The sequence below is a fragment of the Mycobacterium sp. genome (assembly GCF_019247635.1).
GTDB lineage: Bacteria > Actinomycetota > Actinomycetes > Mycobacteriales > Mycobacteriaceae > Mycobacterium.
Genome location: NZ_JAFBAR010000081.1, coordinates 59,741 through 74,011, shown reverse-complemented (window position 1 = coordinate 74,011; position 14,271 = coordinate 59,741). Strand labels below are relative to the sequence as shown.

General features: G+C 65.9%; 16 protein-coding genes and 1 pseudogene. 9 read left to right on the top strand and 8 right to left on the bottom strand.

The window, feature by feature from the left end:
• The 3 genes from JO236_RS12815 to JO236_RS12805 form a co-directional block, all read left to right on the top strand.
• Nucleotides 1–292: FAD-dependent oxidoreductase (locus JO236_RS12815; protein WP_293330330.1), on the top strand; the 292-nt coding region annotated here is incomplete at its 5' end.
• A 5-nt stretch (nt 293–297) separates the two neighbouring features.
• A complete protein-coding gene (gene hemQ / locus JO236_RS12810) occupies nt 298–1,002 on the top strand; it encodes a hydrogen peroxide-dependent heme synthase (RefSeq protein WP_293330327.1) in 705 nt (234 codons plus the stop codon).
• A 48-nt stretch (nt 1,003–1,050) separates the two neighbouring features.
• Nucleotides 1,051–1,800, top strand: a complete 750-nt coding sequence (locus tag JO236_RS12805; RefSeq protein WP_293330324.1) for a class I SAM-dependent methyltransferase — start codon at nt 1,051–1,053, stop codon at nt 1,798–1,800.
• Nucleotides 1,801–1,962: 162 nt separating this feature from the next.
• Here the strand turns inward: JO236_RS12805 and msrB are convergent, their stop codons facing one another.
• From msrB to JO236_RS12785, 4 genes are all read right to left on the bottom strand, one after another.
• Nucleotides 1,963–2,385, bottom strand: a complete 423-nt coding sequence (msrB, locus tag JO236_RS12800; RefSeq protein WP_416362232.1) for a peptide-methionine (R)-S-oxide reductase MsrB — start codon at nt 2,383–2,385, stop codon at nt 1,963–1,965.
• A gap of 63 nt (nt 2,386–2,448) precedes the next feature.
• A complete protein-coding gene (aftC, locus tag JO236_RS12795) occupies nt 2,449–3,732 on the bottom strand; it encodes an arabinofuranan 3-O-arabinosyltransferase (protein ID WP_293330354.1) in 1,284 nt (427 codons plus the stop codon).
• 33 nt (nt 3,733–3,765) lie between these two features.
• The gene (locus JO236_RS12790) at nt 3,766–5,325 is read right to left on the bottom strand and encodes an alpha/beta hydrolase (RefSeq protein ID WP_293330321.1); all 1,560 of its coding nucleotides are present in this window, start codon (nt 5,323–5,325) and stop codon (nt 3,766–3,768) included.
• A 17-nt stretch (nt 5,326–5,342) separates the two neighbouring features.
• Nucleotides 5,343–6,110: a pyrimidine reductase family protein gene (locus tag JO236_RS12785; RefSeq protein WP_293330318.1), complete on the bottom strand. Its 768-nt coding sequence runs from the start codon at nt 6,108–6,110 to the stop codon at nt 5,343–5,345.
• Between JO236_RS12785 and zapE the strand changes: the two genes are divergently transcribed.
• The gene (zapE, locus tag JO236_RS12780) at nt 6,109–7,182 is read left to right on the top strand and encodes a cell division protein ZapE (protein ID WP_293330351.1); all 1,074 of its coding nucleotides are present in this window, start codon (nt 6,109–6,111) and stop codon (nt 7,180–7,182) included. The two genes, JO236_RS12785 and zapE, sit on opposite strands and share 2 nt — an antisense overlap.
• On the opposite strand, the gene JO236_RS12775 is transcribed toward zapE, so the two are convergent.
• Complete coding sequence (locus tag JO236_RS12775; protein ID WP_293330348.1) at nt 7,160–7,630, bottom strand: GNAT family N-acetyltransferase; 471 nt, start codon at nt 7,628–7,630, stop codon at nt 7,160–7,162. The genes zapE and JO236_RS12775 overlap by 23 nt on opposite strands.
• A 17-nt stretch (nt 7,631–7,647) precedes the next feature.
• A complete protein-coding gene (locus JO236_RS12770; RefSeq protein WP_293330315.1) occupies nt 7,648–8,166 on the bottom strand; it encodes a hypothetical protein in 519 nt (172 codons plus the stop codon).
• Between the two features lie 122 nt (nt 8,167–8,288).
• Between JO236_RS12770 and JO236_RS12765 the strand changes: the two genes are divergently transcribed.
• From JO236_RS12765 to JO236_RS12745, 5 genes are all read left to right on the top strand, one after another.
• Nucleotides 8,289–8,606: a DUF732 domain-containing protein gene (locus JO236_RS12765; protein ID WP_293330312.1), complete on the top strand. Its 318-nt coding sequence runs from the start codon at nt 8,289–8,291 to the stop codon at nt 8,604–8,606.
• A 129-nt stretch (nt 8,607–8,735) separates the two neighbouring features.
• Nucleotides 8,736–10,253 (top strand): alanine/glycine:cation symporter family protein, encoded by a 1,518-nt coding sequence (locus tag JO236_RS12760; RefSeq protein WP_293330309.1) that lies wholly within the window; start codon nt 8,736–8,738, stop codon nt 10,251–10,253.
• Nucleotides 10,254–10,355: 102 nt separating this feature from the next.
• On the top strand, nt 10,356–10,709 hold the full coding sequence (locus tag JO236_RS12755) for a DUF732 domain-containing protein (protein WP_293330306.1): 354 nt from the start codon (nt 10,356–10,358) through the stop codon (nt 10,707–10,709).
• Between the two features lie 29 nt (nt 10,710–10,738).
• Nucleotides 10,739–11,680, top strand: coding sequence for a cytochrome c oxidase assembly protein (locus JO236_RS12750; RefSeq protein WP_293330303.1), 942 nt, complete (start codon nt 10,739–10,741; stop codon nt 11,678–11,680).
• Nucleotides 11,680–12,636: an alpha/beta fold hydrolase gene (locus JO236_RS12745; RefSeq protein ID WP_293330300.1), complete on the top strand. Its 957-nt coding sequence runs from the start codon at nt 11,680–11,682 to the stop codon at nt 12,634–12,636. The genes JO236_RS12750 and JO236_RS12745 overlap by 1 nt, the downstream gene beginning before the upstream one ends.
• A gap of 178 nt (nt 12,637–12,814) precedes the next feature.
• Here the strand turns inward: JO236_RS12745 and JO236_RS12740 are convergent.
• Both JO236_RS12740 and JO236_RS12735 read right to left on the bottom strand, forming a co-directional pair.
• A pseudogene (locus JO236_RS12740) lies at nt 12,815–13,268 on the bottom strand (hypothetical protein); the annotation flags it as partial.
• Nucleotides 13,269–13,790: 522 nt separating this feature from the next.
• A complete protein-coding gene (locus JO236_RS12735) occupies nt 13,791–14,180 on the bottom strand; it encodes a hypothetical protein (RefSeq protein ID WP_293330297.1) in 390 nt (129 codons plus the stop codon).
• Nucleotides 14,181–14,271 lie beyond the last annotated feature (91 nt).

The window sequence follows — 14,271 nt, the reverse complement described above, 5'->3', positions numbered from 1 at the left end:
CATCCGGGCCTCCGACGACGAGTTGCTGGCCTGGGCGATAGCAGACCTTTCTACCGTTTTCGGGCTCGCGATCGACCCGGTGGACGTCTGCATTCGGCGCTGGCCGGATGCGATGCCGCAGTACGGCCCCGGCCACCTCGACCTGATCGCCGAACTGCGGGCCGGCCTGCCGCCGACGTTGGCGGTGGCGGGCAGCTACCTCGACGGGATTGGGGTGCCGGCCTGCATCGGTGCGGCCGGCCGCGCGGCCACCGGTGCGATCAGAGCAGTCGAAAGCGCCGTGGCACGATAGATCTCATGGCCCGATTGGACTACGACGCGCTGAACGCCACCGTTCGCTATCTGATGTTCTCGGTGTTCGCGGTCAGTCCAGGGCACCTTGGCGCAGAAGGAGAGACCCGTGAGGCCGTGATCGACGAAACGTCGACGTTCTTCAAGCAGCGGGAAGACTACGGCGTCGTGGTGCGCGGTCTTTACGACGTCGCCGGGTGGCGGGCCGACGCCGACTTCATGATCTGGACGCACGCCGAACGCGTCGAATTGCTGCAGGCAACCTACGCCGATTTCCGGCGCACCACCACGCTGGGACGCGCGTGCACGCCGGTATGGAGCAGCGTGGCGTTGCACCGGCCGGCCGAATTCAACAAGAGCCACATCCCGGCATTCCTGGCCGGCGAGGAGCCTGGCAACTACATCTGCGTGTATCCGTTCGTGCGGAGCTACGAGTGGTACCTGCTGCCCGACGAGGAACGCCGCCGCATGCTCGCCGAGCACGGCATGGCCGCCCGCGAGTACAAGGACGTCCGGGCGAACACCGTGCCCGCGTTCGCGCTCGGTGACTACGAATGGATCCTGGCCTTCGAGGCACCGGAATTGGACCGCATCGTCGACCTGATGCGCGAACTGCGTGCCACCGACGCCCGGCGCCACACCCGGGCGGAGACGCCGTTCTTCACGGGCCCGCGAGTGCCGGTCGAACAACTGGTGAACTCGCTGCCGTGACCGCGCAGGTGACGATGCAGAGCGAAGCGGTGAGAGGCAGCGGCGCATATGACTGAGTTCGACCCGACCGACCCGGCCCGTTTCGAGGAGATGTACCGCGACGAGCGGCTCTCCCACGGCCTGCCCGCCGCCACGCCGTGGGACATCGGTGGTCCGCAGCCAGTGGTCCAGCAGCTGGTCGCGCTGGGCGCGATCAAGGGCGCGGTGCTTGACCCCGGAACCGGCCCCGGTCACCACGCGATCTATTACGCCTCCAAGGGCTACGCGGCGACCGGTATCGACGGATCGCAGACGGCGCTCGAGCGGGCCCGTGAGAACGCCCGCAAGGCCGGGGTTTCGGTGAACTTTCAGCTCGCCGACGCCACGAAGCTGGAGGGCCTGGACGGCCGGTTCGACACCGTCGTCGACTGCGCCTTCTACCACACCTTCAGCACCGAGCCAGAGCTGCAGAAGTCCTACGTGCAGGCGCTGCGGCGGGCCACCAAGCCCGGGGCGCGGCTGTACATGTTCGAGTTCGGTGAGCACGACGTCAACGGCTTCAAGATGATCCGGTCGTTGTCGGAGCGCGATTTTCGCGACGTGTTGCCTGTCGGCGGCTGGGAGATCACCTACCTGGGCAAAACCACCTACCAGGTGAACATCAGTGCCGAGCAGATCGAGATGATGGCCCAGCGAAACCCCGACATGGCCGCCCAATCGCAGGAGCTACTGGAGCGCTTTCGCGCTATCGAACCGTGGCTGGAGGGTGGCCGCGCACATGCCGGCTTCTGGGAAGTTCACGCCACGCGGGTGGACTGAGGGCGCGCCTCATGCGTTACAGCAGTCACCGGAGGGACGGTGTCGTCTTTTGTCCACCTTCGCGCGACAAATTCGGGTGGGGCGCCCGCGCTGCCCGCGTTGTCGCTCGGAGGCGGACGAAGAGGTGTGTGCAAACTTCCTGTGAAAGAAGTGACTCGCGGACTACGCCCCGTCGGGCACCAGCCGCAGCGAGATCGAGTTGATGCAGTAACGCTGGTCGGTGGGCGTCGGATAGCCCTCACCGGAGAACACATGACCAAGGTGGCTGTGGCAGTTCGCGCACAGCACCTCGGTTCGCCTCGTGCCCATCGAATCGTCGGGGCGCAGGATCACCGCGTCGGAGCTGGACGGGTCGAAGAAAGACGGCCAACCGCAATGCGATTCGAATTTCTCGGTGCTGCGGAACAGTTCGGCCCCACACGCCCGGCACTCGTATACGCCCGTGGTTTTGGTGTCGGTGTACTCGCCGGTGAAGGGGCGCTCGGTGCCAGCGCGGCGCAGGACGTCAAATTCCTCCGGCGACAGCTTCTTGCGCCACTCATCGTCGGTCAGCTGCACCTTGGGATGCGACAAGTCAGAAGTCATGCATCCACGCTAGCGCGCGCCAATCGCGGTGACCCGCTGCGCCCGGCTTCGCCGCGCTTGCGATCACCGGGCGCGAGAACTCCACACCGGATCGATACCGGCCTCCAGCCTGTTCTCCGTCTTGGCATCCAGGTAGCGGAAGTAGAGCACGGTGAACACCACGATCAGCAACAGCGACCAGCCGTAGGTGATCTTCAGGTATTCCAGCGCGCGGCCCCACCTCATCCAGTTGAAGAGCAGCCACCGGTCCAACGTCATGAAGCCGTATATCCCCAGCCAGGCCGGCCAATTGCGGATCGTCGAGTTGGGCAGCACGACGGTCATCAGGAACGGGAACAGCATCATCGAGTAGTAGCCCTGCGCCAGCGACATGACCAGCCACGACCACAACAGCAGTACGCCCGACGACGTGGTGAACCAGAACAACGGGTCGCGGGTGCGGTAGTAGCGATACAGCAGCCAGAGCGTCCCGGCAGCGATCAGCGTGAACAGTATGCGCAGGAACACGATCAGCCACGTGGGCAGACCGAAGTAGACGCCGTTGCCCTCGATCGAGCTGTTGAAGTAGTCGCGGGTGCCCAAGATGTACGGCGTCGTGCGGGTGATGAAGTTCATCGGGTCGCTGACCAGCGGCCAGGCCGCCACATTGATCACCAACGGGACCACCAGGGCACTTCCCAGCGCACGCCACTGGCGGTTCAGCAGCGGTAACAGCAGCAGCGGAGCTAGCACCGGCTTGAGCACCAGCGTCAGCCCGATCGCCAGCCCCGCCCACCATTCCCGGCTGGCTCTCCCGTCCAGCAGCCACCGCAGGAAGACCACTTCCAGCAGCAGGACGCAGCCGTTGATGTTGGTGAAAACCAGTGTGTTGGTCACGGTTTCGGTGCAGAACATCGCGAGCAGCAGGGCCGGTGCGGCCACCGAGCGCCACGTGTAGTTGAACAACCGCAACAGCAGGTAGGCGGCCAGCACGATGGCCACGGTGTTGATCAGGATGAACAGGTAGCGTGACGGCGCGAACGGCAGGTATCCGAACGGCGCCATCAACAGGGTTCCACCGGGCGGGTAGAGGTAGTGCGGGTCGACGTAGTCGAAGTGCTCGTTGTAGATGTCCCAGCCCCGCCGGAAGTTCACCACCGCGCGGTAGACGGGTCTGAAGTCGTCGGTGACGTTGCCGTTGGTGGTGAGCACGATGCTGCGGTGCAGCACCGAAAGGATGGCGGCCGGCCAGAGCACGGAGCGAAGGATCGTGGCTGCACTCGGAGCGCTGCTGCGGGGACGGAATGCGGCGAGTACGGATTCGCGCAAGCCGGTGGGGTCAGCTGCCGTCACCAGCGCACCGTACACCGGGGAGACCGGCACCTGAGCATCAGCCAACTGTCAGGCGGGACAATACGTGTCGGTTCCAGGCAGCTTGCCCGTGTCCAGGTAAGCGGACAACGGCGCCACCGCGCACGACGAGTAAATGCTGGCGCCGTGACCGATGCCTTGCCACATCACCCGCTTGCTGGCCGCGGTCGCGTTGATGATCGTGGCCGCCGTGGCCGCGACGCCCTCGGAGCCCACTATCGGATCGTTCTGCACACCCAGCAGCAGAACGTCGACCTTGAGATCCTTCGGCGGCGGCGCCGGCGAACCGCTGGGCCAGTGCAGGCATTGCACCAGGTTGAGCGCCGCGACCGTGCCGAACTGGGGATACAGCTTCCCCCAGGCCACCACCAATTCGCGCACCCGGTCCGGGGTGGGCCGGTTGAGTGCGTCGCTGCATGCATTGATGAACTGACCGTCGGAACCTTGACTGGCATACGCGCGGTCGACGAGGTTGTTCAGCTGGCTGATGTCACCGGAGCGCGCAGCCGCCAACGCGTTGGCCAGGCTCGTGGTGGTGCCCACTCGGTCTCCGCCGGGATAACCCAAAGCCCAGGTGATGGCGGCGGCCACCGCCGCGACCGAGAGGTTGCCGGGTGCCCTGCCGCTCCTGGCGGAGTTGAGCAAGGCAGCGACGGCGCCCTTGGGGTCCGCGCCCAGGGCACAGTTGATGGCGACGCACTGTGCTGCGAACGCGTCGAGCGCCCCCTGCTGGCCCTTGACCTGCTGTTCGGCCGCTGCTTCGGCGCTGATGCCCAGCGCGACGGGGGAGTCCAAAATCAGTCTGGCTACCTTTTCCGGGCGCGATCCCGCGTAGGCCAGCGCCACCTGCGCGCCGTTGCCGACCCCGACGATCGCCAGTGCGGGTACGTCCCAGAGGCTGCGCAGCCGCTCGATATCCGAGGACGCGTGGGTGTTGTCGTAGGCGGCCTGGCCCGAGCCGATGGCATCGGTGCAGTTTTGGGTCGCCGTGCTCGACACGTCGAAGAGGTTGGCCACCGGATCGTCACCGGTTTGGAACTGCGCCTGCTCCCGCATCATCAGGCGATCCGTGCGGTCGACGCAGTCGATCGGGCTCGACATGCCGATTCCCCTGCGGTCGATCGCAACGATCGGATGGCTGCGCAGCACATCGGCACCGGCCCGAGACAACCACACCGGCAGCTGTGTCGACGACGGCAGGTCGGACCCGGTTGTGAAGACCAGCGGGCCCGCGTCCTTCGGGGTCTGACTCGACGTGGCGCGCACGACGCCGATGCTGATCGTTCCCGATCCGCCGTTGATCGGGTCCAGGTCGGAGTCGTAGCTTGCGCACTCCAGCTTGACGCCCGGCGCCGCGGGGACCGCCGCATTGCCGAACACCTTTGCGGTGCAGTCACGCCAGGAGAGCTCGTTCTTGGGTGCGGCGATGGCCGGCGGGCCGGCGGGCGGGGGCGTCGTCGTGGCGGCGCCCTGCGGTCGGGCATCGGCGTTGGTCGCGAACCGCGGGTCGGCACCCCAGGCCGGGACACAGCCGGCCAGCGCTGCGCAGACCGCCACGAGGATCGTGGCGGACGTGAGGTGCCGCGTCATGCCGACCACAGTAGCTGTCACGCCTTGACATAACGCGTGTACAGGTAGCCGGCGTCGTCGGTCAGCACGTGCGCGCAGCGCATCCGTGTCATCAGCTGACCCGGGCCCGTCACGATGCGTCGGGCCAGGCCACCGACGACGTAGGGTGCGATCGTCAGGCACAGATCGTCGAGCATGTCACGCTCGATGAACGAGCCGAGCAGCATCGGGCCGCCTTCGGTCAGGACGCGGCGAAGGCCGCGAGCCCGCAGGTTCGCCAGCAGCGCCGCCTCGTCGACATTGGCCGGATCGTCGCCCGAACAGTCGACGACGTCGGCAAGGCCCGTGAGCTGATGACTCGTCTTGTCGGCGGCCTCCGTGCAGGTCAGCACCAGCGGTGGTACTTCGGTGCGGGTGAAAATCGGCATGTCGCGGTCGAGGCGGCCCGTCTTGGTGACGACGGCCAGCTGCGGGACTTCGGGTTGGCCCCGGGCCTGCCGCTGCTGGCGCCGGGCGACGTCCAACTTCGCGCCGGAGTAACCCTCGATCCGCACGGTGCCGGCGCCCACCACAACGACGTCGGCCAGCTCGCGCAGCAGGTGGAAGACGAATCGGTCACCGGGTCCGCCCAACGCGCCGGTTTTCCCGTCGGCGGTGGCGCCACCGTCGAGGCTGGCGATGAAGTTGGCCCGGACGTACGAGCCGTCCAGGTCTTCGGGATAGTCGTACAGGCGGGGAAGTTCGGCGTCCTCGATCTCGTTCACCGATCCAAGCAGCTTCAGCCGAATGGCTTCCGAGTCGGGCATGGGTTTGATTGCAGCACGTCGCTACAGTGCCTGCATGCACGGGTCCTGCCTGGTGGATCGGCAACCGACGGTGTCTCCGGAGCGCCTGATCGGCCAATTGCGCCCGCCGCCGACGTTCGCGCAGGTGAGCTTCGCGACGTATCGTCCCGATCCGGCCGAACCGACCCAGGCTGCCGCCGTCGTGGCGTGCCAGGAGTTCTGCCGCCAGGCCGTCGAGCGTCGGGCGGGCCGCAGGAAGCTTTTCGGCAAACGGGAGGTGTTGCCCGGCGTCGGGCTGTACTTGGACGGCGGGTTCGGAGTGGGCAAGACCCACCTGTTGGCCTCGGCGTATTACCAGCTGCCGGAGGCCGGCACGGCGCCCAAGGCGTTCGCGACATTCTCCGAACTCACCCAGCTGGCCGGCGTGTTCGGCTTCGCCGAATGCATCGATCTGCTGGCCGACTACACCGCGGTGTGTATCGACGAGTTCGAACTCGACGACCCCGGCAACACCACGCTGATCTCCCGCCTGCTCTCGGCGCTGGTCGAGCGGGGAGTGTCGCTGGCGGCCACCTCCAACACGCTGCCCGAACAGCTGGGTGAAGGCCGCTTTGCCGCCCAGGATTTTCTCCGCGAGATCAACACGCTGGCAAGGATTTTCACCACCGTGCGGATCGAGGGGCCGGACTACCGGCACCGGGACCTGCCGCCGGCACCGGAGCCGTTGTCGGATCGGGAGGTGACGGCGCGAGCCGACGCGGTGCCCGGGGCTACCCTCGACGACTTCGACGCGTTGTGCGCGCATTTGGCCACCATGCATCCGTCGCGGTATCTGACGCTGATCGAGGGTGTGACGGCGGTGTTCTTGACCGGCGTGCACGGTATTGATGATCAGAACGTGGCCCTGCGCCTGGTCGCGCTGACGGATCGGCTGTATGACGCGGGCATCCCGGTGGTGGCGTCGGGGACCAAGCTGGACACCATCTTCAGCGAGGAAATGCTGGCCGGCGGATACCGCAAGAAGTACCTGCGGGCGTCCTCGCGTCTGCTCGCCCTGACTTCAGCCGGGGTCACCCAAGTTCGCGAACCATGATGTAATCATTTTCTTCATGATCGCCGAGTTGAAACGTCCTGGTACCGTTGACCCTAAATCCGTGCTTGATGTAAAAGCGTTGTGCGCGTTGGTTTTTCTGGTTGACGCCCAGCCAAACGCGGTCGGCGCCCCACGCGACCGCCGTCGCCAGCGCGTCTTCCAGCAATGCCACCGCTGCTCCGGTGCCATGGTGGTCCGGTAACAGGTAGATCTTTGACAGCTCCACGTTCGCATCCTCAGCGCGAATCAGCATGGCGTAACCGATGATTCGGCCGTCGTACCGAGCGGTAAGGATCGCGCGGTGCGGGTCGGCGAGGTATTCGGCAAAGCGCGCCTGCGAAAGGTGGGCGTCAATGAATGCGGCGACGTTCTCGGCGCTCACCGATGCCGGGCACGCCAACGGAAAGGTTTGTGCCGCAATCGCAGCCAGCTCGAACGGGTCGACCAGAACGGCTGCGCCCTGGTTCACAGGTTCCACTGCGCCAGGTGCTCGCCCGTCTTCTTGTCCACCAGCACGACGTTGGAGACCGGGTCCCGGTAGGCGTCCCAGTACACTCCGCCGCGAACGATCGCGCCCTGCGGTGCGTTCCCCAGCACGTTGTCCAGCTCGTCGGGTGCATCGGTGGCCCGCGGCTTGTAGGCGTCGGCAAACGGGGTCACGCCGTCGAAGCTGAAATCGGTCGCCATGATGTACGCATTCGGTACCCGGACCGCGCGGATCGTCACGTCGGCGCGGTTGACCACGCTGCCGGGGAAGCTCTTGATGGGGACTCCGCTACGTGTGTAGCCGAATCCCGGCGGAGCGTCGCATGGCGCGACGCTACTGACGGTGATGTCGGCGACATAGGTGCCGGTGTCGACTCGCAGGGTGTCTCCGATGTGGCCGATCGGGGCATCGCCCGCCCAGGCGCGCGGAGCGTCGAGTGCCACGATCCCCGCGGCGGCAACGAGAAAGGTGGACAGGGCGATTAGCCAGCGCTGCATCTTTGCCTCCTGAGCACCCTTTGCGGGGACCTTCGCATAATTGCACACCAGCCGACGCAAAGGGGAGAGTTCTGTTACCACGAGATGCGGAGTCAGCGCCGCTCTGCGACGATCAGAGCGCTGTGAAACCCCTCGTCGCCGCGATTTTGACCAGCCTTGTCGCCGTGATCGGCACGGCCGCGCCGGCGCGCGCTGACAGCGCCGACGATGCATTCCTGGCCTCTCTGCAGGCCGCCGGCATCAGCTATCCCGATCCGGGGCGGGTGATCACCGCCGGCAAATCGGTGTGCACCATGGTCAGCCAGGGCAAGCAGATGGTGGACGTCGTCAGCACGATCCAAACCGCCAACCCCGGCCTCACCGCCGACCACGCCGCCAAGTTCACCGCGATCGCGGCGAACGTCTACTGTCCCAAGGCGCTCGGGGCCGGCGCCTCCTAACATTTGCCGGACGGCCTGCACCTTTGTTAACAAGGCCGCTACCGACACGTGGTTCAGGAAACGTGTCCTCAACATTTCGCACATACGATTCTGCGACGAAGAGCGGCCAATTCACAGGAAGGGCGGGGTTTGGACTTCCTTCAGTCGCTGTTGGTGGATCCGCTCAGTTATGCCCTGAACACACACGTCCTGGTCTATTTGCTGCTCGGTGCCGGAATCTATTTCACGGTCCGCACCCGGTTCATCCAGATCCGGTACTTCGGGCGCATGATCCGCCAACTGGGCAGAGCGCACGACCAGGACGGTGGGATCTCCTCCTTTCAGGCGTTCTGTGTCGGCCTTGCCTCGCGGGTGGGCACCGGGAACATCGCCGGCGTCGCGCTGGCGCTTACCGTCGGCGGGCCGGGGGCGATCTTCTGGATGTGGGTCGTGGCCGCGATCGGGATGGCGACCGCGATCGTCGAGGCCACCCTCGCGCAAATCTTCAAGGTCCGATCGGCCGACGGTACCTTTCGGGGCGGGCCGGCCTTCTACATCCAGCGCGGGCTGCGGTCGCGAATGGGCGGGATCGTTTTCGCCATGCTGCTGGTAATCACCTTCGCGACCGCCTTCAACATGGTGGAGACCAACGCGGTCAGCGGGGTGTTGAAGTCGTCGCATGGTGTCGGGATCGGTTGGACAGCAGCGGTTCTCGCCATCCTGGCGGCGCCGGTGCTGTTTGGCGGAGTGCGCCGCGTCGCTCAGTTCGCGGGACTCGTCCTGCCCGTGGTCGCGCTGTTGTACGCGCTGCTTGCGCTGGCGATCGTGGCCGCCAACATCACCCAACTCCCGGGGGTCGTCGAGGAGATACTCGGCGGCGCATTCGGAATCAGGCAAATGGCAGGTGGTTTCGGCGGCGGCATCGTGGTCGCGATGGTCACCGGGGTCAAGCGGGGACTGTTCGCGTGCGAGGCGGGGATGGGTAGCTCGCCCAACATCGCGGGTGCCGCGACCGTGTCGCATCCGGTGGAACAGGGCCTGATTCAAGCGTTCGCCGTGTTCGTCGACACCATGGTGATATGCACGGCGACGGCGTTCATCGTCTTGATGTCCGGCCCCGAAATCTACGATCCGGCGCGTTCGGGAGCCGTTGCCGGGGCCAGCCTGACGGAGTCGGCGATCGCCGCCGGCCTCGGCTCGTGGACCACGGTGTTGATGACCTCGGTGGTCTTCATCTTCGCGTTCGCCTCGGTATTGAGCAATTACGTGGTTGCCGAGGCAAACCTGTTCTTCCTGGGTGGCCGCCGTCTGGCCATCAACGTGCTCAAAGTCGTCACGCTGCTCTCGATCGTTTTCGGCGCGATCTCCAAGCTCACTCTGGTCTGGGCGCTTGCCGATCTGACAATGGCACTCATGGCCATCGTCAACCTCACCGCAATTTGTCTGCTGAGCAAGTGGGCGTTCGCGGCGCTGAAGGATTTTCACCGTCAATACGCGCGGGACGTACTGCCGGTCTTTGTCGCCAGCGAGGCTAACCTGCCCGGCGTTCTCGACGGCGACGTCTGGGAGACCCCGGAGCGGCGACCGGTCGACGAGCTACCCGGGTCGCCGGGAAGCCGTCGCCCGCCCGCCCGATCGACGCGATTCTCGCGAGCGCCGGCGGCCTAGCAAGCCGTCCCAAATATGGAACCTGCTGGCCGGATCCCCGGTGTGGTCCGGTTTTCCGCAGCGGATGCGCACTGGCCACCGCTTTGGCAGAATTGCCGGGTCATGAGACTCGTATTGGCGTTGGCAAGCTTCGGCGTGGCAACGGGTGCCGTGTTCGGCACGGCGGCCCCGGCCAAGGCGGACCTCGACAGCACCGATCAAGCCTTCCTGGTCACACTCAGACAAGCCGGCGTGACGTATCAAGATCCGGAAAGTGCGATCAGGGCCGGCAAGACGGTGTGCAGTCTGGTCGCATCGGGGATGAGTGGCGCGGACGTCGTCAAGAGCCTGCAGGACAATAACCCGGGATTCCAGGGCGACGGTGCCGGCAAGTTCGCGGCGATCGCGGCCGAGGCGTACTGCCCCAAGGCCATCACCGATGGTGGAGTCCCGGGACCTAAACCCGACGGGGTGTAGCAGCGGCGTAGCGCAATACGCTGTTGGACATGGATGTCGACCCCGGCCCACTGACCTGGGCCGCTGTCTTGCGGACCACGCATCTCGACGCGCCCTCGGCGGTGGTGATCGTGCTGCTCGCCGCCGGATACGCGTGGTGCTATCGGCGGGCGGGGGCGAAGCCGGTCGAATCCGGGCGGGCGTGGTGCTTTGGCGTCGGCCTCGTGGTGTGGGTCCTGGCCACCATGAGCGCGGTAGGTGCCTACGCCTACGTCCTGTTCTGGATGCGCGCGCTGCAGGTGTTGCTGCTCCTCTACGTGGTCCCGGTCTTCATCGCACAGGCCAAGCCCGTCACCGTGGTGCGTGCCGGGCTGGGCCCGGCCGGCGCAGCGCGGGTCGATCGATTGTTGGCGAGCCGTTTTGCCCGCGTCCTGTTACACCCGTCGACCACGTCGCTGGCCATGCTGGGCGCGCCGTGGTTGCTTTATCTGACGCCCTGGTACACGGCGGCGTTGCGCAGCGAATGGGTCGGAGCGCCCACTCGACTTTTGTTGGTAGCCGTTGGATTTGGGTATTTTTACGCCCGGTTGCAAGCGGATCCTGTGCCGCGCAAGTATTCTCAGCTGATCTCGTTGCTACTTACCGTCGGTGAGGCCCTCGGTGACGGCATCCTGGGCTTGGTCATCTGGCAGGGGCCATTGATCGCCGCGGCGTATTACTCGGGGCTGCAACGCTCCTGGGGTCCCGATGCGCGGTTGGACCAGACCATAGGTGCCGGTGTGCTGTGGATCCTCGGCGACGTGGTCGGGGTGCCGTTCGTGCTGCTGTTGATGCGCGCGCTGTCGCGTGACGAGAAGGAGCACGCGACCCGGGTGGATGCCGAGTTGGACGCGGCCGACGCAGCCGAGGCGGTCGAGGACGACGGCGGCGCCCCGTCGGGGTTGTGGTGGGAGAACGATCCGCAACTGCGCGAGCGATACCGCCGGCGTTGATGGTCTGGGTCGTCGGAGTATGTTGCGCGGCGCTCGGTTTGGCTGGTTGGGCCGGTGCGCGGGCGCGGATCGCCTGGATCGAGCGTAATCCGGACCCCTATCCGCGCGAACGACTTTCCGCCGAACCAGCGGGTGAGGAGGTCCTGATCACCCGCCCGGACGGGACGGTGTTGCGCGCGTTGATCGCGCGGCACGGGCGCACGGTGGTCCTTGTCCATGGCTACACCGCCGACGCGCTCGAGTGGAACGTCGTGTGGGACCAGCTGCTGGCGCGGGGTTACCGCGTGATCGCGTTCGACCAGCGCGGTCATGGGCGTTCGACGCTGGGGTCCGATGGCATCGGATCGCGGCTGATGGGCGACGACGTCGCCGCGGTGCTCGAGCACTTCGATGTTCGTGACGGGGTGCTCGTCGGCCACTCGATGGGCGGATTCGTCAGCATCCGGGCCATGATCGACCACCCCGAGCTGGTGCGGCGGTTGCGCGGGTTTGTGCCGTTCGCGACTTGGGCGGGCCGGGTCTTCGACGGCGCGCCGCAGAATCGGCTGCAGATCCCACTGATGGAAAGCGGGATACTGAGAAAGCTGTTGCGGAACAACACCTTCGGGACATTGTTCCTGTCGGCACAATGCGGATCGTGCCCCTCGCCGGCGATGGTCTCGGTGTTTCTCGAGGCGTTCAGGCAGCACCTTGACGAGCATGGACCGCTGGTCCCGATCGTGCAGGCGTTCTCCCGCGAGGACCGGTATCCGCGGCTGGGTGAGATCGCTGTGCCGACCGTGGTGATGGTCGGTTCCGCGGATCGCACGACGCCGCCGAGCCACTCGCGCCGACTCGCCGCGGGCATACCCGGCGCGCGGCTTGTCACGGTGCCCGGTGCTGGGCACCTGCTGAATTGGGAAGCCGCCGATCAGCTGGTTGAGGTCGTCGAATCATTTGCGGCACAATGGGGCTGACTCAGCGAGTGTGACGTGGCGGTGATTTTTTTCGTCCCTGAGCGCAGGCTCGACGATGGGTGGGTGGGGCGCGTGGGCGAGCGCGCTGAGTGTGAAGTGAGGGCGAGAATTTGGCCAAATTCTCGCCCTTAGCGCACGCTCGGTGACGCCATGCGCTAGGCGCCGTTGCACACGCCGGCTTCTGGTTGATCTTGTCGCTGATCTGGGTGAACTGAAACCACAAGTGGTAGAAAGAATCGCCGTTGTACAGCGGCGAATACTGGCTTTGATCCGGGTAGTTGGTGACGTACAGGGTGTGCACCCGGGAATTGAGGAAAGCCGCGGACTGGTCCAGGTTGGCCTTGACCGTGCCACCCGCGGCCTGCACACCGGGGACCGTCCAGAGGTCTTGGTGGTCTGCGAGGTAGTGCTGGAATCCGAACACCTGACCCATCAGCGTGCCGTACTGCGCGTTGAACCACTGGCAGGCATCGCGCTCGGCGGTGATCTGCTCCGGGGTGACGCGAACCTGCCACAGGTTGTACGGGCACACCGTTGTAATTCGGTTACCACTCCGACGGGTGCGGGGTAAACGCCGGCAGCGAGGGATTGTCGTCGGCGTGCGCGGCTATCGAGCCCGCCCCGACCGTCATCACCGCGCACGCCAGCGTCGTCCCCACCCGCCGAACTAGATTCGTCACCGTTGACGCCACCTGCCGATTATCCGCGGCCAGGTCCGTCATGTGTCCAGTGATTCCGAAAAACACGCTGGCCAGCGCCCACGAACAGCTACACGGCAGATAAAGCGCACCGATACCTATCATGTTGCCGTTGGTTAGTTCGGCATTCGCCAGCGAGTTTTGCAGTTTCCTGCGCCGCGAACCTGGGTAGCTGACATCAACCCCAACGCACGGACGGAGAGCTAGTGACCACCGCCGAACAGCCGCCACCAGAAGGCGACGAACAGCCCCCGCAAGCCGCATCTGTCGACGAGCCTCAGAACGACTCCGACGGGGCGTCCGACAATCCCGACGGTTCGGATTCTGCGTCGCAGGGAAACGCCAGGCCCGCAGGCGAGTGAGGGCGCGCCGCGCGGGCGGCTTCCCGGGCTCTGTGCCGGGCGCCGGGCATGCGGCCGCACCGCAGGCTACAGCCGCATCCGGCTCATACGTCGGCTAGATCGGAGTCCATACTCCGTTGTTCCAGAATCCCCAGTCATTGGCAGTGGGGTTCCACATCAGGTTGGCCCCCGGCGCCCAGGACGGTCGAGGCGGTTGCGGCGGCGCCCACGGCGGCGGGGGGCCCCATGGTCCCCAGCCCGCCGGACCGAATGGACCGCCCGCGTGTTGCCAGTCGTGGCAGCGATTCCAGTCCCAGTCCTCGACGTTGCCCCACCCCGGGTCCCATTGATCGCCTGGGCACCAGTGATAGCTCGGGGCCGGGGTCGCCTGGGCCCTGGAGTCGGAGCCGTCGACCAGTCCGAAAGCGGATAGGGCCAACCCGCCACCTGCCAGCACGCTGGTGCACAGCCGAACCCAGGGTCTCGTTCGCTTCACAGCATCCATTTGCTAAGGATGCTCCCTCGGGGCCGGAATACAAACAGCTGACTTCGGGGGACACCGGGGCACTGGAAGGCGGAAGCGGACACGAGGTTAG